Source organism: Nocardioides sp. 503, from assembly GCF_004522095.1.
In the GTDB taxonomy this organism is placed as follows: domain Bacteria; phylum Actinomycetota; class Actinomycetes; order Propionibacteriales; family Nocardioidaceae; genus Nocardioides.
The window spans coordinates 101,593-120,795 of the sequence record NZ_SPUI01000008.1; the positions used below are offsets into that span (position 1 = coordinate 101,593).

Consider the following 19,203-nt stretch of genomic DNA (forward strand, 5'->3'; position numbering starts at 1 on the left):
AACCTCCTCAACCCACGGTGGCGCACCCCCGGTGGTCGAGCAGCGACGAGCGCCAGCGAGGAGCGCCCGTCGAGACCCCCGCACCTCAGGTCGCCTTCCGTGGGGGACTGAACTTCGGCTTACGCGCCGCTGGTGGTTGCGGTCTTTGGCAGCTACGGGGACGGGGTGGGCGCTGGGTTGCCCGCCACTGCCGGGCGTCGGGCCCGGTGGTTGAGGAGGGACGAAGTCCCGTCTGGAAACCACGCTCCGAAGAAAGTTCAGAAAGTTTCAAGAGCCCTTGTGGATAAGGCCTCTTGAGCCCCATTTCACCCCCTCCACTGTCGGTGGTCGGTGCTTGAGTAGTCCCATGAGCAACCCCACCGGACCCGAGGCCAGCCACGTGCTGGCCCAGGTCCGCGCGGGCCGCACCACTCAGGCCGAGGGTGAGTTGCAGACCCTTCGCAGTGTTCTGCAGTGGTGTGTCCTGCACGCCACCGACGACGAAGCCGAGGCCTCGTTCGGCGACCACGGCATCCCGCTCGCCGGCGACGGCGCACCCTGGGTCTCCGAGTTCGCGGTCATGGAGCTCGGCGCGGCGCTGGGCATGTCCACCGACTCCGCCAAGCGCTACGTCGGCGCCGCCCTCGAGGCCCGCTACCGCCTCCCGCGGGTGTGGGCGCGGGTGGAGGCGATGGAGCTGCCGTTCTACAGAGCCCGCTGGATCGCCGAGCACACCATGGCCCTGCCCGCAGCCGGCGCCGCCTACGTGGACCGGATGGTCGGGTTCGTCGCCCACAAGGTCTCCTTCGCCGAGATCGAGCGCCAGATCGCCGCCGCCAAAGCCAGGTTCGACCCCGAAGCCGCGGAGAAGGCCCGCCGTGAGGCCGCCGACTCCCGCCGCCTCGACGTCGACAAGGCCCACGTCTCCATCAACGGGACCGTCGAAGTCACCGGGACGCTGGACTACGTCGACGCCGTCGCCTTCGACGGAGCGCTGTCCCACCGCGCCGCCGAGCTCAAGGCCGCCGGGTCCGAGGAGTCCTTGGACGTGCGACGCTCGATCGCGGCCGGGGACCTGGCCAGGGGGTACGACTCGCTGCCCTTCCACGACGGTGACGACGCTGCTGAGGGTGGTGTCGAGGCTCGTTCCGTTCGCACCTCCACCACCGAGAAGACCGACATCGTCGTGCACGTGCACGAGGATCTCGACGGGGTCGGACGCCTGGGCAACACCCGCACGCCCCTGCTCGCCGGGACGATCCGGGAGTGGTGCGGGCGTCCCGACACCCGCGTCATCGTCAAACCCGTCCGAGACCTGAGCGGCCACATCCACGTCGCGGCCTACGAGATCCCCGACCGCCTGCGTGAGCAGGACGAGCTCGTCGACCTCACCTGCGTCTTCCCGTGGTGCACCAGACCCGCCGTGCGCTGCGACGTCGATCATGCGATCCCGTTCGCCGAGGGCGGGCCGACGTGCTCGTGCAACACCGCACCGCTGTGTCGAGGGCATCACCGGCTCAAGACCCACGGCCGGTGGGACTACGACGTCCTCGACCGCGGCACCTACCTGTGGCACTCACCCCACGGGCACGCCTACCGCCGCGACCACACCGGCACCACCCCGCTCGACAGCCCGACCCGAGCCCACGAACCCCCTCGACGAACCTGACCGCCCCGTGCCCCGCCACCAGCACCACGGCGGGGCTACTGGCATGCCTCGACCGTGGCCGGGTACCGGAAAACCCAAGCCCACAAGCCATATCGAGGAGACAGCACATGAAGGCAGTGACCTGGCAGGGCCCGAAGGACATGCGTGTCGAGGACGTCCCGGACCCGCAGATCGTCCATGCCACCGACGCGATCATCCGCGTGACCACGACCGGCCTGTGCGGGTCCGACCTGCACCTCTACGACCCGCTGGCGCCGTTCATGACGCCCGGCGACATCGTGGGCCACGAGCCGATGGGCGTCGTGGAGGAGGTGGGCCCGGGCGTCAGCGACCTCAAGGTCGGCGACCGGGTCGTGGTGCCGTTCAACGTCAGCTGTGGCTCGTGCTGGACCTGTGACCAGGGCCTGCACAGCCAGTGCGAGACGACCCAGAACCGCGAGCACGGCACCGGCGCGAGCCTGCTCGGCTACAGCAAGCTCTACGGGCAGGTGCCCGGCGGCCAGGCGGAGTTCCTGCGCGTGCAGTTCGCGGACTTCCTGCCGATCAAGGTGCCCGAAGGCCCCTCGGACGACCGTTTCGTCTACCTCTCCGACGTGCTCCCCACCGCCTGGCAGGCCGTGCGCTACGCCGACGTGCCCGACGGCGGCACCCTGCTCGTCATGGGGGCCGGACCGATCGGGGACATGGCGGCGCGCATCGCGATGCACGAGGGTCGTCGCGTGATCGTGGCCGACCGGGTGCCGGAGCGGCTGGCCCGGGTCAGCGGGCGCGGCGCCGAGACCATCGACATCGACCAGGTCGACGACCTGGCGGCCGAGGTGCGTGACCGGACCAACGGTCGCGGCGCCGACTCGGTGATCGACGCGGTCGGCATGGAGGCTCACGGCAACCCCGTGGCCGAGAAGCTGATCAAGGCCGTCGGGCTGCTGCCCGACAAGGTCGCCGAGCCGCTGATGATGAACGTCGGCTTCGACCGGCTGGCGGCGCTGCACGGCGCCATCGACGCCGTACGTCGCGGGGGGACCGTGTCCATCTCGGGCGTCTACGGCGGGGCGACCGACCCGATGCCGATGTTCCAGCTGTTCGACAAGCAGGTCCAGGTGCGCATGGGCCAGGCCAACGTCCGCCGCTGGAGCGACGACATCCTGCCGCTGCTCATCGACGACAGCGACCCGCTCGGCACGGAGGGCTTCGCGACCCACCGGCTGCCGCTCAGCGAGGCGCCGGAGGCCTACCGCAAGTTCCGCGACAAGGAGGACGGGATGATCAAGGTCGTCTTCACGCCCTGACCGTCTCGAGATCTATGCGGTCACGGCTCGCGGCGACGCGTGACCGGACCGACCTTCAGACTCCGCCGCAGCGACCGCGCCACCGAGCGCGGGCGCAGCGGCGGAGTCGCGTCGGAGGCACGTGAGCGCATGCCGGCCACGACCTCCTCCAGCACCGCCGGCGCGTCCTTGCCCGGGGTCCAGCCGAGCTCCGTGTGCGCCCGTGCCGTGTCCAGGTGGGGCACGTGGAAGGCGAGGTCGATCCAGCCCGGGTCGAGCGGCTGGAGGCGTGCCTGCCAGGAGAGCGCGACCGCCCGGCGCACGACTCCTGCGGGAACGGAGACCCGCCGGGCACCCAGCGCGGCGGCGATGTGGTCCGCCGTGACCGCAGTCGGTCCGGCGAGGTTGAAGGCGCCGGTCGCCTGAGCGGCGATCACGCGGGAGACGGCGTCGGCGACGTCGTCGGCGTGCACCATCGGGATGGCCAGGCTGTCCTCGAGCGGCAGCACCGGCACGGCGCGCAGCGCCCAGGACGGCACCAGCGCGGGCAGGCCGTAGCGCAGCAGCGCACTGCCGGCGCTGCGCTGCCCGACGATGCCGGGCCGCATCCGCGCGACGGCGACGTCCGGGTGCTCGGCCTCGAACGTGTCGAGGAGCCGCTCGGCGGCGACCTTGTGGGCGCTGTAGGGCGAGCCGGGCACGCCCTCGGTCGGGTAGCTCTCGGTGACCGGGTCCTTGACGCTGCGCGGGGAGTAGGCGCCGACGGACGACATGTGGACCAGGTGCGGCACCCCGGCGGCGACCACGGCCTCGGTCACCTGGCGGGTGCCGCCGACGCCGAGCCGCTCGAGATAATCGAGGTCGTGGGAGGGCTGGAAGCCCCACACCAGGTGCACGACCGCGTCGGCGCCGGTGAAGGCCTCGGTCAGCCGGGGGACGCACGACTGCGAGAGGTCCGCGTGGACCCACTCGACGGTGCCGGTGCCGACGGGCTGGGCGGCGGTGCGCCGTACGACGCCGACGACGTCGTGTCCGTCACGGGTGAGCAGGCGGAGGAGGGCCGATCCGAGATTGCCGGTGGCCCCGGTGACGACGATGCGCATGCGGCCCGGTGCCCTGCCCGGCGCGGCCCATGCGTCGGCGCCCCCGGCTCAGTCCTTGCGGCCCGACCGGCGGTTGCTCACCCGGATCTCGCGACCCCGGCGCACGTCCTCGAGCTCCTTCTTGCGCGACTTCTCGATGTTGCGGGTGTCGCGCGGGGGCAGCTGGATCTCCTCCTCGGCCGCGATGCCCGACTGGAGCTCACGCCCGCGCTCGAGCTCGGCGTCCAGCTCGGCGCCGAAGAGCAGCGCCAGGTTGGTCAGCCACAGCCACAGCAGGAAGGCGATCACGCCGCCGAGGGTGCCGTAGGTCTTGTCGTAGGACGAGAAGTTGGCGACGTAGAAGCCGAAGCCCACCGACAGCAGGATCCAGGTGACGATCGCGAGCACGGCGCCGACGCTGACCCAGCGGAACTTGGGCTGCTTGACGTTGGGGGTGGCGTAGTAGAGCAGGGCCACGATGAGCACCACGACGACGAGCAGCACCGGCCACTTGGCGATGTTCCAGACGGTGACCGCGGTCGAGCCGATGCCGATGGCGTCGCCCACGGCCTGCGCCACGGGCCCCGTGACGATCAGGGCGAGGAGCACGACGGCGACCAGCACCACCAGCACCACGGTGAGCAGGAGCATGGCGGGCCGCAGCTTCCAGATCGGACGCCCCTCGGGCATCTCGTAGATCCGGTTCATGGCGCGGCCGAACGCCACGACGTACCCGCTGGCCGACCACAGGGCCCCGGCCAGACCCAGGATCAGCGCCAGACCGGCCCCCTGGGACGTGCTCAGCTCCAGCAGCGGGCCCTCGACGCTGTCGACGATCGAGGCGCCGCCCAGGTCTCGCACGATGTCGAGGATCGTCTCGACGGCCTTGGTGCCCTGGTCGATCAGGCCCAGCACCGAGGTGAGGGCGACGACGGCGGGGAAGAGCGCCAGCACGGCGTAGTAGGTGAGGGCGGCGGCCAGGTCGGTGCACTGGTCGTCGGAGAACTCACGGACGGTCTTGCGGGCGACGTACATCCACGAGTGCTTGCTGATGTCGGCCGGTGAGTCGACCTTGGCGTCCGAGTCGGGGGCCGGGGCCGACGCGTCCGACGTCTCGCGCGTGCTCACGACTGCCCGATCCGGGGGCTTCCGCCCGGGCGGTCACCGTAGTCGGTGTCCTCGCCCTGGTTGATCCCGATGAACAGCATCACCGCCCCGACGACGAGGAAGACGACAACGGCCCAGATGACGAGAATGCGGCGGCGATCCATGCCGCCAGGTACCCGTCCCGGACGCCGGTCATGCCGCCCGACCTGCACGTTCCCGTCAGTCGGGAGCCCAGCAGCGGCCGTAGGTCTGCCCGGCGCGCCACTGCTCTCGAGTGGGCCACTCGTAGCCCCACTGGAAGTTCAGGGCGTCCTCGGCGACCTCGCGCCCGGCGTCCTCGCAGGGCGTCTGGCCGCGGTCACGCACCGCGTCGGCGCCGGGGTAGCGGCCGGGCTCGAGGTCGACCACCTCGATCGCGCGCCAGGAGTGCGGCGCCGAGCACAGGACGCGCTCGAAGTCGGGGGAGTCGGGCTGGTCCGTGCCGCACATGCCCCAGCGGTCGCGTCCCTCGGCGGAGTCGAGCACGCCGGCGATGCGACCGGTCAGCGGCGCCAACCGCTCCTGCCCGGCCACGGCGATGACGTCGCAGCGGAACCACGAGGCGCCGGCGTCGGCCTGGGCCAGCGTCGGGGTGAACCACACCGGCCGCAGCATGCTCAGCCGGACGTCCTCCCGGGTGCCGCCGACCAGGTCGAGCAGCCGGCTCGGGCAGGTCTCGGCGATGTCGCCGAGCACCCGGTCGGAGTCGACCGCCAGGAGGTGGCCGTCCACCAGGGTGTCCAGCGTGCCCACGAGGTAGGTCTGCGCGGTGTGCTCCTGCGTGCAGGGCACCTCGTCGGCCTGGGTGGTCGCGGCCAGCGCACCCTCGAAGGACATCCGGTAGCAGGCGCCCTTGGCCGGTCCCGGTACGGCGGTCGCCGTCGGCTTGGGGGAGGCGGACGGGGCAGCCTCCTGCGGTGCGTCGTCGTCGGCGCTGCACCCTGCGCTCAGGCTGAGCAGCAGGGCGACGACGGTGGCGGCGAGGGCCCGCGTGGGTCGCGACATCAGTCGGGGGTCTTCGCCCAGCAGACCGAGCGCCGGTTGCCGGCCTCCCACTCGGCCTCGTGGAACCACGTGTAGGCGAAGTCGTAGTCGACCGGGTAGTTCATCCAGGCGCCCACCGAGGTGGAGCAGAAGTCGCGGGTCTTCACCTCGACGACCCGGTCGCCGGGATAGGGGTCCTCGGCCTCGCCGAGCTTGATCGTCGTGGCGGCGCGCCAGTCGTGCGGCTCGGTGCACGGGATGCGCGGGGCTCCCTCCAGGGCCTCGCCGGTGGCGCACACCATCCACCGGTCCTGAGGCCGGCCCTGCAGCATCGCCTCCGCGGTCTCCGGGAGGTTGACGTAGCGCTCGCTCTGCTCGCCGCCGCCCACGATGTCGCAGCGGTACCAGCGGGCGCCGTCCTCCCACGCCTTCTCGGACGGGCGGAACCACGCCCAGCTGACCACCGCGCGCATCACCAGGCTCTCGTCGGCGCCGAGGAAGGCCAGGAACTTCGTCGAGCAGGTCGTGTAGGCGAACGCGCCGAGCTTCTCGTCGTCCCACGAGACGTCCTCGAACTGCGCGGGCAGCTGTCCGACGGCGTACGTCTGGGCGGTGTGCTTGTCGGAGCAGTCGAGCGTGCGCGTGGCGTTGCTCGCCTGGAGCACGTCCTCGGGGGTCAGCACCCGGCACACGCCCAGCTCGGGCACGTCGACCGCGTCGACCTGGTCGGGGTCGGCGTCACCGCCCTGGGCGGTCTTGCCGCACGCCGAGAGCAGGAGGATGGCGAGGAGCCCGACGGTGACCAGGGAGGCGCGGCGGCGCGAGCGGTGCGACAACGCGTGGCCTTCCTCGGAGGACGGGGGACGAGGTCCGATGCTACCGGCCGCCTCCCCGGGGCCTCGCCGGGTGGCGGTGGCTCAGGTGGCCATGAACAGGATGGAGTCGCGGTCGTACTCCCGGCCCGGGTGGGCCTCGCTGAGGTGGGACTGGGTCTTCTCGACCAGGTCGTCCTCGTCGGTGCCGGTGATGGTGGTGCCGCACGGGCAGGCGAGTCGCGTCTTCATGGGTCCACTCTGCCACGGCCCCGCCGTCCCGTATGTGGCATGAGGGCCGGGTCGGTGGGGTACCTGGCCACCACCTGCCCACCACCTGAAGGACCCGCCATGTCGACCGACGCCATCGTGCTGCTCAAGAACGACCACAAGGAGATCCTGCGGACCTTCACCGCGTTCGAGAAGGCGGGGGAGAAGGCCTACGCCGAGAAGGGTCGGCTCGTGAACAAGATGATCGAGCTGCTGACGGTGCACACCTACATCGAGAACGAGGTCATGTACCCCCGCGTGCGCGACCTGCTGCCCGAGCTCGAGGACGACGTCCTGGAGTCCTACGAGGAGCACCACGTCGCCGACGTCCTGGTCATGGAGCTGGTGGGGATGAAGCCGGACGCCGAGCGCTTCACGGCCAAGACCACGGTCCTCATCGAGAACGTGCGCCACCACATCGAGGAGGAGGAGGACGAGTGGTTCCCCGAGGTCCGTGAGGGCCTGAGCCGCAAGGTCCTCCAGGAGATCGGCGCCGACATGATCGAGGCCAAGAAGAAGGCGCCGCGCACGCCGGCCGAGCCCAGCGCGCTGAAGAAGACGATCGACGCGGTGATCGCTTGAGGGCGTCTGCATGGGATTTCCACCCGTTGGGGTGAACCCGCATGGCGTCCCGGGCTGCGGGGTGCTGGCAAGGTTGGACGGTGAGCACCACCGAGAGCGACACGCCACCGGACGGACTGCAGGTCCCGACGGTGCTGCCCCCCCGGATGTCGAGCCGGGAGATCCAGATCCTCACCCTGATCGTCCAGGGCCTGTCCAACCAGGAGATCGCCGACGCGGCGCGACTCAGCATCAACTCGGTCAAGACCTACATCAGGACCGCCTACAAGAAGATGGGCGTGACGCGTCGCTCGCAGGCGGTCACCTGGGCCGTGCAGCACGGCTTCGAGCCACCGCCCTCAGGCAGGGAGTGACCTCGCCGGTCCGGAGGGTGTGCGGCTCATGACCGACTCGTTCGTCTACCTCATCGCCGGGCTCTGCCTGCTGCTCGCCGTGGTGCTGCCCCAGGCCCTCCGCTCGCTGGCCGTCTCGGCGCCCATGGTGCTCGTCGGCATCGGCCTGCTGATCGGCCTGCTGCCGCTGTCCGGGGAGTTCGCCCTCGACCCGATCGAGGACGAGAAGGTGATCCTGCACGTCACCGAGCTCACCGTCCTGGTGGCGCTGATGGGCGTCGGTCTCGCGCTCGACCGCCCCCTGCGCCCGCGCGAGCGGCGCACGTGGGGCCACTGGTCGCCCACCTGGCGGCTGCTCGTCGTGGCGATGCCGCTCACCATCGGGGGGATCGCCCTGCTCGGTTGGGGCGTCGCCGGCCTGGCACCCGCCGCCGCGATCCTGCTCGGTGCCGCGCTCGCGCCCACGGACCCCGTGCTGGCCTCCGACGTCCAGGTCGGCGGCCCCATGCTGGCCGAGGACCTCGAGGAGCTCGAGGAGGGGCTCGCCGACGAGGACAGCGACACGGGGGCGCGCCTCGACGAGGTCCGCTTCGCGCTGACCTCCGAGGCGGGTCTCAACGACGGCCTCGCGTTCCCCTTCGTCTACCTCGCCATCCTCGTGGCCGCGGGCGGCTTCGGGCTCGCGGACAGCGCCGAGTGGCTCGGCTGGTACCTCGTCGGCAAGATCGCGATCGGCGTCGCGGTCGGGGTCGGGGCCGGCTGGCTGCTGGGCAAGATCGCCTTCCGCTCCTCGCGGCCCTCGCTCCGCCTCGCCGAGCAGGGGGAGCCGCTCCTGGCGCTGGCGGCCCTGCTGGCGTCGTACGGCGCGGCGGAGCTGGCCGGTGGCTACGGCTTCCTCGCCGTCTTCACCTGCGCGATGGCCATGCGCGCCTCCGAGCGCAAGCACGACTACCACCGCTCGATGCACGAGGTGATCGAGCGGCTGGAGCGCCTGCTGACGCTGGCCGTGCTGCTGTTCCTCGGCATCGCGACCACGCGCGGCCTCCTGAGCGACCTCACCTGGACCGGGGCGCTGGTCGGCGTCGCGGTGATCTTCGTGATCCGGCCGCTCGCCGGACTGGTCTCGCTCTCGGTGAGACTGCGCCGCAAGGACCTGCCCGGCGGTCTCGACGTCGGCGACCGCCTGGCCGTGGCCTTCTTCGGCGTGCGGGGCGTCGGCTCGCTCTACTACCTGGCGTACGCCGCCGGTGAGGCCGAGTTCGAGGACCTGCCGTGGCTGTGGTCGACGGTCGCGTTCACGATCGTGCTGTCGGTGCTCGTCCACGGGATCACGGCCAAGCCGGCCCTGGACCGTGTTGACCGGCGCCGCGGCGCCCAGGGCCCGGGCCTCGCGGAGAGTCGCCGGACCGAGGAGCGCTAGGTCTACAGCTAGGCGACGGCGGGCAGGTCGATCCCGAGCTCGCCGCGCAGGCGGGCGATGATCCGGGTGAGCCGACGCGAGATGGTCATCTGCGTGACGCCGATGGCCTCGCCGATCTGCTGCTGGGTCATGCCCTCGGCGTAGGTCATGGCCAGCAGCCGCACCTCGTCGCGGGTCAGCTTCTTCAGCACCGGTGCGAGCAGCGCCCGCGCCTCGGCGGCGTCCTGCGGTCCCTGGTCGTCGACGGTGAGGAAGTCGGCCAGCGAGTCCATGCTGTCGGCCTCGACGGCCTGGTCGATGGAGATCGGCTGGAAGCAGACCGCGGCGCTGAGCGCCTCGGTCACGTCGTCGATGTCGAGCTCGAGGCGCTCGGCGATCTCGCGCGGCGTCGGCGGGCGGCCGTCCACGGTGCCCTGCTTGTGCTCGGCGATGACCCGCGACTGGATCTCCTGGATGCGCCGAGGCGGACGGATCGTCCAGCCGTGGTCACGGAAGTAGCGCTTGACCTCGCCGGTCATCGTCGGGACGGCGTAGGAGAGGAAGTCGCGCTCCATGGTGTGGTCGAAGCGCTGGGCGGCGCGGACCAACGCGAGGCAGGCCACCTGCTCCAGGTCCTCGACCGGGACGCCACGGTTCTGGTAGCGGCGGGCGATGGCGTGGGCCACCTGGATGTTGAGCACGACGATCTGCTCGATGACAGTCTCGCGCTCGTGCTCGTCGAGGTCCGCGAACGTCGCGAAGAGTCGGGCCGTCTCGCGGCTCCGGAACTCTCGGGGGACGGTGCGCCCCAGGGTCGTGATCGTCATGAGCCTCCTTCGGCCGTTGCCTTCGAGACTGGCCCTGAGGCGTCATGGCCCGACACACCCGCCCGGGTGAGAGGTCCCCGAAAGGGCCGAAAACGGTCCACCCCAACGGGTGAGACTTCAGGCGACGCGGTCGAAACGGGCCACGACGCCGCGCTCACCGTCGCGGATCTCGACCAGGTGGAGCGGGACCGCGCACTGCTCGGCCGACAGTCGTCGCGCCTGCTCGGAGGTGCCGAGCTGGATCAGCACGTGCCCCCCGTCGGCGACGCGCTCGGCGGCCACCTCCAGGCACAGCCGCGCCACCTCCAGCCCGTCGTCGCCGCCGTCGATCGCCAGCAGCGGGTCCTCCGGGAAGCGTGCGGTCTCGGCGGCGGGCACCCACGGCGGGTCCGCGATGACCACGCCGAAGAGCTCGGAGGGGACGACCTCGGTGAGGTCACCGCAGTGGATCTCCACGTCGTCACCGAGCCCGGCGACGCGGGCGTTGCGCTCGGCGAGCTCGCAGGCGGCGGGGTTGAGGTCGACGCAGACGAGCGGGCGGTTGGAGAGGGAGACGGCGAGCAGACCGATGTGACCGGCGCCGGCGCAGAGCTCGAGCACCCGGCCGACCGGGGCGTCGGGGATCAGCTCGGCCGCCCACGTCGACTGCATGGCCGTCCACGGTCGCGGCGTCAGCACCCGATCGTCGAACTCGATCGTGAGATGGCTGAACGCCATCTGTTGCCGCAGGGTCATGCGGCCCGGTGCCCGTTGCCCTTCGAGATAATCAGCCCCGAGGAACCCGGCCGGGTGGTGGACCACCCGACCGGGCGGGCGCGGGTGCGCTACAGTTCGAGTCGTCATGATGCGCCAGCTGCTTCTTCGCTGCCGCAGCGAGGTCTGAGCCAGAGCCGGACCCCCTCGCTGCGGAGTGAGTGCGTGCGCCCGGCCACTTCGGCTCCACACCCCGCGAGGACCATGACCATGAGCGACACCCAGCCCTACACCGAGCGCAACGTCCAGCAGCCCAGCCCGATGCCGTTCGGCCGCTACGCGCCCTTCGCGCCCGTCGCGCTCGCCGACCGCACCTGGCCGGACCGCACGATCACCCAGGCGCCGCGCTGGTGCGCGGTCGACCTGCGCGACGGCAACCAGGCCCTCATCGACCCGATGTCGCCGGCCCGCAAGAAGACGATGTTCCAGCTCCTGGTGGCGATGGGCTACAAGGAGATCGAGGTCGGCTTCCCCAGTGCCAGCCAGACCGACTTCGACTTCGTGCGGCAGCTGATCGACGAGGACCTGATCCCCGACGACGTCGTGATCCAGGTGCTGACGCAGGCCCGCGAGGAGCTCATCGAGCGCACCTACGAGGCGATCGCGGGCGCCAAGCAGGCCATCGTCCACCTCTACAACTCCACCTCGACGCTGCAGCGCCGCGTGGTCTTCGGCCTCGACATGGACGGCATCGCCGACATCGCGGTCCAGGGTGCGCGGCTGTGCAAGAAGTACGAGGAGTCGATCCCCGAGACGCAGGTCTTCTACGAGTACAGCCCGGAGTCCTACACCGGCACCGAGCTGGAGTTCGCGGTCCGCGTCTGCAACGAGGTGCTGGAGGTGTTCGAGCCCTCGGCCGAGAAGCCGGTGATCATCAACCTGCCGGCGACCGTCGAGATGGCGACGCCCAACGTCTACGCCGACTCCATCGAGTGGATGAACCGCCACCTCGCCCACCGCGAGCACGTCGTGCTGTCGCTGCACCCCCACAACGACCGCGGTACGGCGGTCGCGGCGGCCGAGCTGGGCTACCTGGCCGGCGCCGACCGCATCGAGGGCTGCCTGTTCGGCAACGGCGAGCGCACCGGCAACGTCTGCCTGGTGACGCTGGGGCTCAACCTCTTCAGCCAGGGCATCGACCCGCAGATCGACTTCTCCGACATCGACGAGGTCCGCCGCACGGTCGAGTACTGCAACCAGCTGCCCGTCGCCGAGCGCCACCCTTACGGCGGCGACCTGGTCTACACGGCCTTCTCCGGCTCCCACCAGGACGCCATCAAGAAGGGCTTCGAGGCCATGGAGCGCGACGCGGCGGCCGCGGGCGTCCCGGTCGACCAGCACCCCTGGGCGGTGCCCTACCTGCCCATCGACCCCAAGGACGTGGGCCGCTCCTACGAGGCGGTCATCCGGGTCAACAGCCAGTCCGGCAAGGGCGGCGTCGCCTACATCCTCAAGGCCGAGCACAAGCTGGACCTGCCGCGCCGCGCCCAGATCGAGTTCAGCCGCGTCATCCAGCAGCGCACCGACGCCGAGGGCGGCGAGGTCTCGCCCGACGAGATCTGGTCGGTGTTCCGCAGCGAGTACCTCGAGCGTGAGGCACCGCTCCGCCTGGACTCCGTGCACACCAGCTCCGCGGCCGGCGAGAAGGACGCGCTCACGGTCAACGTCTACGTCGACGGCGAGGTGCGCACGCTCGAGGGGACCGGCAACGGGCCGATCGAGGCCTTCGTGAGCGCCATCAACGAGCTGCCCCGTGCGGGCCTGGGCGGCAGCTTCGACGTCCGGGTGCTCGACTACCACGAGCACGCGCTCTCCTCCGGCGGCGACGCCCTCGCGGCGGCGTACGTCGAGTGCGCGGTCGGCGACGAGGTGCTGTGGGGGGTCGGGGTCGACGCCAACATCGTCACCGCGTCGCTCAAGGCGGTCGTCAGCGCCGTCAACCGCGGGACGGTGGATACTCAGGCCTCATGACCACCAACGACGGCGAGACCTACGGCGACTACAGCGTCGACGACGAGGACCAGCTCCAGCCGGAGGACTCCCTGGCCGACGGGGACGTCGGCGACATCCTGGACCGCGGCTACTCGCCGCCCGAGCACTACTCGGCGGGGCAGGGCTTCGGCAACACGCCCTACGAGGAGGCGGTGGGCGAGAGCCTCGACCAGCGCCTGCGGCAGGAGGACCCCGAGCCCGACCCCTACGCCGAGGACGGCACGGGTGACGACGACGGCCCCACCGAGTCCGACGAGTTCCTCGACGTCGCCGAGGTGGGCGACGCGCGGGCGGGCCGCCTGGTCGACATCGACCAGGGCCTCGGCGAGGACGTCGACAAGGACCTGGTGGGCGACGACGTCGGCATCGACGGTGCCGGTGCCTCCGCGGAGGAGGCGGCGATCCACGTCGTCCCCGACAGCGAGCTCTGACCCACGGCTGACCTGCCCGAGACTGTCGGGCGGGTCAGCGGGCGTGGGCGTGAGTTGGTGACGGGTCAGCGGTGGTGAGGGCCTCCCACGCCCCGTCCCGGTGGGCGACGAGGCCCCTCCGCTCGAGCTCGTCCAGCCAGCCGAGCATCGGCCACTCGCCCCAGCGCCGGTGGAACAGCGCGGCGTTGCGCACGATGTCGTCGACGTGCTCGACGGGCGGGCTCGAGACCGGGTGCCACTGGTGGTGGGCGCGGGCCGAGCCGGTCCAGCCGAGGTCGAGGCCGCGCGCCACCAGGGTCCGCCCGAAGTCGGTGTCCTCGCCGCCGTAGCCGACGTAGTCCTCGCAGAAGCCGCCGGACCTGCGCCAGGCGTCGGCGCCGCAGGCGAACGACAGCGACCAGAACAGGTTCGGGTCGGCGTCGTGCAGCAGCTCACCGCGTCGCGGCGCCGGCCGCGCCGGGTGGGGGGAGTCGAGGGCCGCGAGCGCGTCGAGGTCGTAGCCGCCGGGTGGCGGCGGGTCGAGGTAGGTGACGGGGCCGGACCAGACCGTGCCCGGCTGTTGCCGCACGACCTCGTCGTACGCCGCCACGAGCCCGGGTTCGGCGACGCAGTCGACGTCGAGGAAGACCAGGACGTCGGCACCGTCGGCCAGTGCCGCCCGGGCTCCGGCGTTGCGCGCGGCCGCCAGCGGGAGGCCCATCGGGAGACGGGGCAGGTGCACCACGGTGGCGTCCGGCACCTCCAGGTCGGGGTCGTCCATGGCGACGACGACGTGCGCCGGAGGGGCGGTCTGACGGGCCAGCGACCGGCGCTGGAGCGCGAGGTGCTCTCGCCGACCGTGGACGATCGTGACGACGGCCGTCCCGCTCACGAGCCGACCCGCTGGCCCGAGGCGACGTCCTCGACGACGCCGGCGAACCGCTCGGCGGCGCGGCCGTCGCACCAGCGCCCCCAGCCGCGCCCGTCCAGCGAGCGCGCGCGATCGAGCAGCGCCGGCCAGCCGTCCCGTGGCAGCCGCGGCAGGACGACGGCCGGCCAGCCCTCGGCCAGGACGGCGCCGGTGGTGAGCTGCTCGTCGAAGGGTCGGTCCTCGGGCACGACGACGGCGGGGCGGCGGGCGGCCGCGACCTCGGCGAGGGCGTTCTGCCCGGCGTGCGTCACCACCACATCGGCGTCCTCGATGGCGCGGCGCGGGTCCTCGCTCCAGGTGCGGGTGCCCGCGCCGCCCAGCACGGTCCACTCCCAGTCGGGGGTCTGCCGCCGCGTCGAGGCGAGGAGCGCCTCGGGCAGCCCGGGCCCGCCGGAGCCGGCGAGGAAGGTGACGCGCGGGGGACCGGGCGCCCGGGGGCGCTCGGGGGCCACGGGGTGCCGCGAGAGGGCCCCGAGCGGGACGACCCGCTCGCGGACGCGCTCGGGGACGCCAGGCAGCATGTCGCCGCTGGAGGACGGCCACAGACCGACGAGGGCGTCGCTCACGTCGAAGCCGAGCAGGTGGGGTCCGTCGCTGCGCCGCCCCGGCTGGACGACACCGACGACGCGGACGCCGTGCAGCCGGGCCAGCAGCGTCATCTCCACCGAGACGTCGACGACCATCGCGGCCGGCGCCGCGTCGGCGATCCACTGCGAGACGACCGCCGCGCGCTGCGCCAGGCCCTCGTCGCCGACCGGGACCCAGTGCAGCCGCCCCTGGGCGGTCGCATCGCGCGGGGGACCGCCCTCGTCGTCGCGGGGGAGCAGCACCCAGTCGCCGGGCCAGCCCCGGGGCGCCGGGGCCGAGGAGAGGCCCACCACCGGTCGTCCCAGCGCTTGCGCCAGCGCGAGGGCCCGGTGCCGGTGGCCGTGGCCGTGGTGGTGGACGTAGTAGCCGATCACGCGGCGATGCCCTCGGCGACGAGCCCGGAGTAGACGTGCTCGTAGTCCTCGACCATCCGGTCCAGGGTGAACGCCGACAGCGCGGCCTGTCGCACGGCCGTGCGGTCGAGCCGGGCCGCCTCGGCGATGGCCCGGCCGAGGTCCGCCACGTCTCCGGGCACGGCGAGGCGGCCGGCGGTAGGTCCGACAATCTCCGGCAGCGCGCCGCGGGCGAAGGCGGCCACTGGCGTCCCGCACGACATGGCCTCGGCCGCCACCAGCCCGTAGGGCTCGTCCCAGGCGGGGGTCACGACGGCCACCGAGGCCGCGCCGAGGAGCGCGACGAGCTCCTGCTGCGTGAGGTGGCCGGCGTACTCCACCTCGGGGCCGAGCCGGGGGCGGATCTGCGCCTCGAAGTACGACGGGTCGTGGGCCGCTCCGGCCAGCACCAGCGGGATCCCGGCGGCCCGGGCCGCGTCGATGGCGAGGTGGGGGGCCTTCTCCGCGACCAGCCGCCCCGACCAGACGGCGGCGCCCCCTCCGGGACCGGCCGCCCACTGGTCGGTGTCGACGCCGTTGTGGATCGGGGTGCTCGCCGTGGCGTGCGCCCACGAGCGCGAGGTGAAGGCGCTGACCGCGGTGAACGCGCCGCGGCCGGCGTCGAGCTTCACCGCGGACTCCAGCCACGGCACCGGCGGCGTGTGCAGCGTCGTGACCGTCGGGAGGGGCAGCGACCAGGCCATCGCGATCGGCAGGTGGTGCAGGCTGTTGTTGTGCACGACGTCGAAGCGGTCGGCGCCGTCGACCTGGAGGTCGAGCATCAGGCTGAGGTAGGCGTGGTGCTCGGCGAGCCACTGCGCGGGCGTCGCCCCGACGTCCGACCGGGCGGCCTCGCTGGCGACGAACGCCTCGAGCGGCAGCTCGGTCACGGGGAGCCCGGGCTCCGAGCCCGGCGCGGCGAAGATCGACACGTCGTGCCCGCGCCCCACGAGCCGCCGGGCGAGGTGGAACGTCAGCGCTTCCAGCCCGCCGGCGAACGGCTCGCGGATGGGGAACCTGCTGGAGGCGATCAGGCAGATCCGCAGCGGGCCGGTCATCGCAGCAGGGACCGGTAGAGCTCGTCGTGGGCGGCGGAGACGTCGCGGCGCTGGCGGCGCCGCTCGTCGATGGTGGTTCCGAGCTGCGGCCGCTCGGCGTGGGCGGTGACCAGGGCCGCGGCGAGCGAGGCGGCGTCGTAGGTCGTCTCGTCGTGGGTGTAGGGCAGGACCGGGCCCTGCTCGGAGAAGTAGCCGCACGTCGGTGCCACCACGGTCGTCCCGAGGTCGCGGCACGCCTCGAGCCACCCCGAGTGCGTCCCGAAGCGGTAGGGGAGGACCGAGACGTCGAGGGAGCCGAGGTAGCCCCACAGGTCCTCGTCGCTGAAGAAGTCGTGCACGCGCAGGTCGATCAGGCCGGCGTCGGCGTTGACCCGCAGGTACGCCGCCAGGTCCGCGTCGTGGCGCAGCCCGTCGGGGTCGAAGACGTCGTGGTGGGCGTTGACCTGCAGCACCCCGCCCGGCAGGCCCTGCACGGTCTCGACCAGCGTGGGCAGCAGGCGCAGCGGGTCCATGCTGGCGCGCAGGCTCTTGACGTGCAGCCCGACGCGGAAGGCACCGGTGCGCCGACGCGCCCGGCTGTCGAGCGCGCGGGCCATGGTCTGGAAGTCGACGACGTGCGGGTGCGGCAGCACCGTGGCCGTGCGGCCCCAGCGTCGCCGGATCTCCTCGGCGGCGCCCGGGGTCAGGGTCACGAGCGCGTCCGCGGCCGGGACCAGCACGTCGAGCTGACGGTCGTGGGTCTCCCGGTCGGCGTGATGGGGGTTGCGCAGGTCGTGGACCGTGTAGACGAACGGCTTGCCACGTCGGCGCAGCGTGGCCGTCAGCTCGTGGAGGCGCTCCACGGAGCACGCGTCGAAGCCGAACTGGAGGTGGAAGACGTCGAACTCCGCGGTGGCGGCCCACTCCGGCTCCAGCATCACCGGCGGCCACCACGTCTCGGTGGTGGAGCGCTCCGGGCTGCTCGGGTCGGGATCGGGCAGGCGCACGGGAGCGCGGCCGCTCTCGAGGGCCAGGTGGCGCACGTAGACGTGGCTGCCGGGCACCGAGGCCACGACCGGCTCGTCGAGTCGCGGGCGACGTTCGTCGCGGTGGAGCGTCGTCATGCGGCTCGGTACCCCCGCAAGAGCACAGGCAGTCCGCACTTAGGGGTGAGAAGCGCCTGTTCGGGTGAACCCGGAGGGGTGAGGGCCCCATCGGTGCAGGATCAGTGGCGGCGCAGCCCGCAGACCGCCGGACCCTCGATCACCTCGCCGTCGGCGTCGAAGCGCGAGCCGTGCAGCGGGCAGTCCCAGCTGCGCTCGGCGTCGTTGAAGCGCACGATGCCGCCCAGGTGCGTGCAGACCGCCGAGACCTGAGTGGTCACCCCGTCGAGCGTGGCCTCCGCGGTGGGGACGCCGGGGCGGTCGAAGCGCACGCGTCCGGTGCCCTCGGCGGGCGCGCCGGCCGCCGGGCGGAGCGGCCGCAGCCAGCCCCTGGCCATCTCGAAGCCCACCTCGCCGTTGAACCGCAGGTGGTCGAGCGCGCCGCTGAGCTCGTGCCGGCTCCACGTGTGCATGACGCGGGCCCATTCCATGTGACCGCCCAGGATCTCGCCGGCGAGGGCCAGCGCCGCCGCGACGCCGTTGGTCATGCCCCACTTGGAGTAGCCGCCGGCGACGTAGAGCCGGTCCTGGTGCGGCACGAGCGGCCCGACGTAGGGCAGGGCGTGGGCGGGGACGTAGTCCTGCGCCGACCACGCGTGCGTCTCGCGGAGGCCGGGGTAGTGCTCCGCGGTCCAGCGACGCAGCGTGTCGAGACGGGTGGACTCCGGGGCCCCGCGTCCGGTGACGTGACCGGCCCCGCCGACGAGCAGGAGGTGGCCGTCCTCGGTGGGGACGTCGCGCAGCGAGCGCGAGGGGGCGTCGGCCGAGAGGTACATCGCGTCCACGGGCTGGGTGTCGGAGGCGAAGGCAATGCCGTAGGACCGCGCGGGATGCGCCCTGGCGAAGAACCCGCCTCGGTCGAGGATCGGCATGTTGGTCGCCACCACGAGGCGGTCGGCGGTCATGGTGCCGTGCTCGGTCTCCACGGTGACCCGGTCGTCGGAGCGCACCTGGAGCACCCGGCTGCCCTCGACGATGCGCACGCCGTGGGCCACCGCCTGCTCGGCGAGTGCCTCGAGCAGCTCCATCGGGTCGAGCTGGAGCTGGTCGTCGAGCCGGACGCCGCCGGCGGTGGGGAAGGGGAGGTCCAGCTCGTCCTGCCACGTGGCGTCCAGGCCCGCGCGCCTGGCCAGCGTGAGCTCGCGCCGCGCGGCGGTGCGCCCGCGCTCGCTGTTGGCGTAGGTGACGGCGGGCCGGCGCTGCACCCCGACCCCGTGGTCGTCGCAGAAGCGGGCCACCCAGGCCTGTGCCTCGGAGTTGGCGACCACGTAGTCGCGCACCACGTCTCCGGAGTGCTTCCTCGCGATCTGCGACAGCTGGGTGCCCTGGAGCAGGCTCACCTTGGCGGTCGACCGTCCGGTGGTGCCGTAGCCGACGTGCTCGGCCTCGAGCACCGTGACCGACCGCCCCGCGCGACCGAGGAGCAGAGCCGTGGTGAGGCCGGTGATCCCGGCCCCGACCACGACGACGTCGGCGTGCCCTTCGACCGGCTCCTGCTCGACGACGCGCTGCGGGTGCCGGTCCTGCCAGAGGGAGACGAGTGCCATGCCTCCCGGTCCCCGCAGCGGACCGAATGATGCAGCGCGG

The 19,203-nt window shown here is 72.4% G+C and carries 20 protein-coding genes; 7 read left to right on the forward strand and 13 right to left on the reverse strand.

What is annotated here, in order from left to right; genetic code table 11:
• Positions 1-346 precede the first annotated feature (346 nt).
• Both E4622_RS19730 and E4622_RS19735 read left to right on the forward strand, forming a co-directional pair.
• Positions 347-1,648: an HNH endonuclease signature motif containing protein gene (locus tag E4622_RS19730; RefSeq protein WP_134741898.1), complete on the forward strand. Its 1,302-nt coding sequence runs from the start codon at positions 347-349 to the stop codon at positions 1,646-1,648.
• Between the two features lie 107 nt (positions 1,649-1,755).
• Positions 1,756-2,937, forward strand: a complete 1,182-nt coding sequence (locus tag E4622_RS19735) for a zinc-dependent alcohol dehydrogenase (protein ID WP_134741900.1) — start codon at positions 1,756-1,758, stop codon at positions 2,935-2,937.
• Positions 2,938-2,957: 20 nt separating this feature from the next.
• Here the strand turns inward: E4622_RS19735 and E4622_RS19740 are convergent, their stop codons facing one another.
• From E4622_RS19740 to E4622_RS19760, 6 genes are all read right to left on the reverse strand, one after another.
• Positions 2,958-4,019, reverse strand: coding sequence for an NAD-dependent epimerase/dehydratase family protein (locus E4622_RS19740; protein ID WP_134741902.1), 1,062 nt, complete (start codon positions 4,017-4,019; stop codon positions 2,958-2,960).
• Between the two features lie 48 nt (positions 4,020-4,067).
• Positions 4,068-5,126: a YihY/virulence factor BrkB family protein gene (locus E4622_RS19745; RefSeq protein WP_134741903.1), complete on the reverse strand. Its 1,059-nt coding sequence runs from the start codon at positions 5,124-5,126 to the stop codon at positions 4,068-4,070.
• Positions 5,123-5,269 carry a hypothetical protein gene (locus E4622_RS22925; protein ID WP_167736162.1) on the reverse strand — a complete coding sequence of 49 codons (147 nt, stop codon included), beginning with the start codon at positions 5,267-5,269 and terminating at the stop codon, positions 5,123-5,125. Before E4622_RS22925 ends, E4622_RS19745 begins: the two co-directional genes overlap by 4 nt.
• A gap of 55 nt (positions 5,270-5,324) precedes the next feature.
• The gene (locus E4622_RS19750; protein WP_134741905.1) at positions 5,325-6,149 is read right to left on the reverse strand and encodes a septum formation family protein; all 825 of its coding nucleotides are present in this window, start codon (positions 6,147-6,149) and stop codon (positions 5,325-5,327) included.
• Positions 6,149-6,964: a septum formation family protein gene (locus E4622_RS19755; RefSeq protein WP_134741907.1), complete on the reverse strand. Its 816-nt coding sequence runs from the start codon at positions 6,962-6,964 to the stop codon at positions 6,149-6,151. The genes E4622_RS19750 and E4622_RS19755 overlap by 1 nt, the downstream gene beginning before the upstream one ends.
• Positions 6,965-7,045: 81 nt before the next feature.
• The gene (locus E4622_RS19760; RefSeq protein ID WP_134741909.1) at positions 7,046-7,192 is read right to left on the reverse strand and encodes a DUF1059 domain-containing protein; all 147 of its coding nucleotides are present in this window, start codon (positions 7,190-7,192) and stop codon (positions 7,046-7,048) included.
• A 99-nt stretch (positions 7,193-7,291) separates the two neighbouring features.
• On the opposite strand from E4622_RS19760, the gene E4622_RS19765 reads away from it, so the two are divergent.
• From E4622_RS19765 to E4622_RS19775, 3 genes are all read left to right on the forward strand, one after another.
• Positions 7,292-7,792 carry a hemerythrin domain-containing protein gene (locus E4622_RS19765; RefSeq protein WP_134741911.1) on the forward strand — a complete coding sequence of 167 codons (501 nt, stop codon included), beginning with the start codon at positions 7,292-7,294 and terminating at the stop codon, positions 7,790-7,792.
• An 80-nt stretch (positions 7,793-7,872) separates the two neighbouring features.
• Positions 7,873-8,145, forward strand: coding sequence for a LuxR C-terminal-related transcriptional regulator (locus E4622_RS19770; protein WP_245156117.1), 273 nt, complete (start codon positions 7,873-7,875; stop codon positions 8,143-8,145).
• A 28-nt stretch (positions 8,146-8,173) separates the two neighbouring features.
• Complete coding sequence (locus E4622_RS19775; protein WP_134741915.1) at positions 8,174-9,544, forward strand: cation:proton antiporter; 1,371 nt, start codon at positions 8,174-8,176, stop codon at positions 9,542-9,544.
• A gap of 8 nt (positions 9,545-9,552) precedes the next feature.
• Here the strand turns inward: E4622_RS19775 and E4622_RS19780 are convergent, their stop codons facing one another.
• Both E4622_RS19780 and E4622_RS19785 read right to left on the reverse strand, forming a co-directional pair.
• Positions 9,553-10,350, reverse strand: coding sequence for a sigma-70 family RNA polymerase sigma factor (locus E4622_RS19780; protein ID WP_134741917.1), 798 nt, complete (start codon positions 10,348-10,350; stop codon positions 9,553-9,555).
• 117 nt (positions 10,351-10,467) lie between these two features.
• A complete protein-coding gene (locus E4622_RS19785) occupies positions 10,468-11,085 on the reverse strand; it encodes a methyltransferase (protein ID WP_245156118.1) in 618 nt (205 codons plus the stop codon).
• A gap of 228 nt (positions 11,086-11,313) precedes the next feature.
• Here E4622_RS19785 and leuA point away from each other — a divergent pair, with 228 nt between their 5' ends.
• Both leuA and E4622_RS19795 read left to right on the forward strand, forming a co-directional pair.
• Entirely contained in the window at positions 11,314-13,074 is a 1,761-nt protein-coding gene (gene leuA, locus E4622_RS19790; RefSeq protein ID WP_134741919.1) for a 2-isopropylmalate synthase, read from the forward strand.
• On the forward strand, positions 13,071-13,526 hold the full coding sequence (locus tag E4622_RS19795) for a DUF5709 domain-containing protein (protein WP_134741921.1): 456 nt from the start codon (positions 13,071-13,073) through the stop codon (positions 13,524-13,526). The genes leuA and E4622_RS19795 overlap by 4 nt, the downstream gene beginning before the upstream one ends.
• A 34-nt stretch (positions 13,527-13,560) precedes the next feature.
• Here the strand turns inward: E4622_RS19795 and E4622_RS19800 are convergent, their stop codons facing one another.
• From E4622_RS19800 to E4622_RS19820, 5 genes are all read right to left on the reverse strand, one after another.
• Entirely contained in the window at positions 13,561-14,397 is an 837-nt protein-coding gene (locus E4622_RS19800) for a galactosyltransferase-related protein (protein ID WP_134741923.1), read from the reverse strand.
• Positions 14,394-15,398, reverse strand: a complete 1,005-nt coding sequence (locus tag E4622_RS19805; RefSeq protein ID WP_134741925.1) for a glycosyltransferase — start codon at positions 15,396-15,398, stop codon at positions 14,394-14,396. The genes E4622_RS19800 and E4622_RS19805 overlap by 4 nt, the downstream gene beginning before the upstream one ends.
• Positions 15,395-16,474 carry a glycosyltransferase gene (locus E4622_RS19810; protein WP_134741927.1) on the reverse strand — a complete coding sequence of 360 codons (1,080 nt, stop codon included), beginning with the start codon at positions 16,472-16,474 and terminating at the stop codon, positions 15,395-15,397. The genes E4622_RS19805 and E4622_RS19810 overlap by 4 nt, the downstream gene beginning before the upstream one ends.
• On the reverse strand, positions 16,471-17,577 hold the full coding sequence (locus tag E4622_RS19815) for a glycosyltransferase (RefSeq protein ID WP_134741929.1): 1,107 nt from the start codon (positions 17,575-17,577) through the stop codon (positions 16,471-16,473). The genes E4622_RS19810 and E4622_RS19815 overlap by 4 nt, the downstream gene beginning before the upstream one ends.
• A gap of 101 nt (positions 17,578-17,678) precedes the next feature.
• A complete protein-coding gene (locus E4622_RS19820; RefSeq protein WP_134741931.1) occupies positions 17,679-19,163 on the reverse strand; it encodes an FAD-dependent oxidoreductase in 1,485 nt (494 codons plus the stop codon).
• Positions 19,164-19,203: the final 40 nt, after the last annotated feature.

Bases quoted from the DNA above. Each gene is read 5' to 3' on its own strand.
- E4622_RS19730 (WP_134741898.1), top strand. From the start codon at position 347: ATGAGCAACCCCACCGGACCCGAGGCCAGCCACGTGCTGGCCCAGGTC.
- E4622_RS19735 (WP_134741900.1), top strand. From the start codon at position 1,756: ATGAAGGCAGTGACCTGGCAGGGCCCGAAGGACATGCGTGTCGAGGAC.
- E4622_RS19740 (WP_134741902.1), bottom strand. From the start codon at position 4,019: ATGCGCATCGTCGTCACCGGGGCCACCGGCAATCTCGGATCGGCCCTC.
- E4622_RS22925 (WP_167736162.1), bottom strand. From the start codon at position 5,269: ATGGATCGCCGCCGCATTCTCGTCATCTGGGCCGTTGTCGTCTTCCTC.
- E4622_RS19750 (WP_134741905.1), bottom strand. From the start codon at position 6,149: ATGTCGCGACCCACGCGGGCCCTCGCCGCCACCGTCGTCGCCCTGCTG.
- E4622_RS19760 (WP_134741909.1), bottom strand. From the start codon at position 7,192: ATGAAGACGCGACTCGCCTGCCCGTGCGGCACCACCATCACCGGCACC.
- E4622_RS19765 (WP_134741911.1), top strand. From the start codon at position 7,292: ATGTCGACCGACGCCATCGTGCTGCTCAAGAACGACCACAAGGAGATC.
- E4622_RS19775 (WP_134741915.1), top strand. From the start codon at position 8,174: ATGACCGACTCGTTCGTCTACCTCATCGCCGGGCTCTGCCTGCTGCTC.
- E4622_RS19780 (WP_134741917.1), bottom strand. From the start codon at position 10,350: ATGACGATCACGACCCTGGGGCGCACCGTCCCCCGAGAGTTCCGGAGC.
- E4622_RS19785 (WP_245156118.1), bottom strand. From the start codon at position 11,085: ATGACCCTGCGGCAACAGATGGCGTTCAGCCATCTCACGATCGAGTTC.
- leuA (WP_134741919.1), top strand. From the start codon at position 11,314: ATGAGCGACACCCAGCCCTACACCGAGCGCAACGTCCAGCAGCCCAGC.
- E4622_RS19795 (WP_134741921.1), top strand. From the start codon at position 13,071: ATGACCACCAACGACGGCGAGACCTACGGCGACTACAGCGTCGACGAC.
- E4622_RS19810 (WP_134741927.1), bottom strand. From the start codon at position 16,474: ATGACCGGCCCGCTGCGGATCTGCCTGATCGCCTCCAGCAGGTTCCCC.
- E4622_RS19815 (WP_134741929.1), bottom strand. From the start codon at position 17,577: ATGACGACGCTCCACCGCGACGAACGTCGCCCGCGACTCGACGAGCCG.
- E4622_RS19820 (WP_134741931.1), bottom strand. From the start codon at position 19,163: ATGGCACTCGTCTCCCTCTGGCAGGACCGGCACCCGCAGCGCGTCGTC.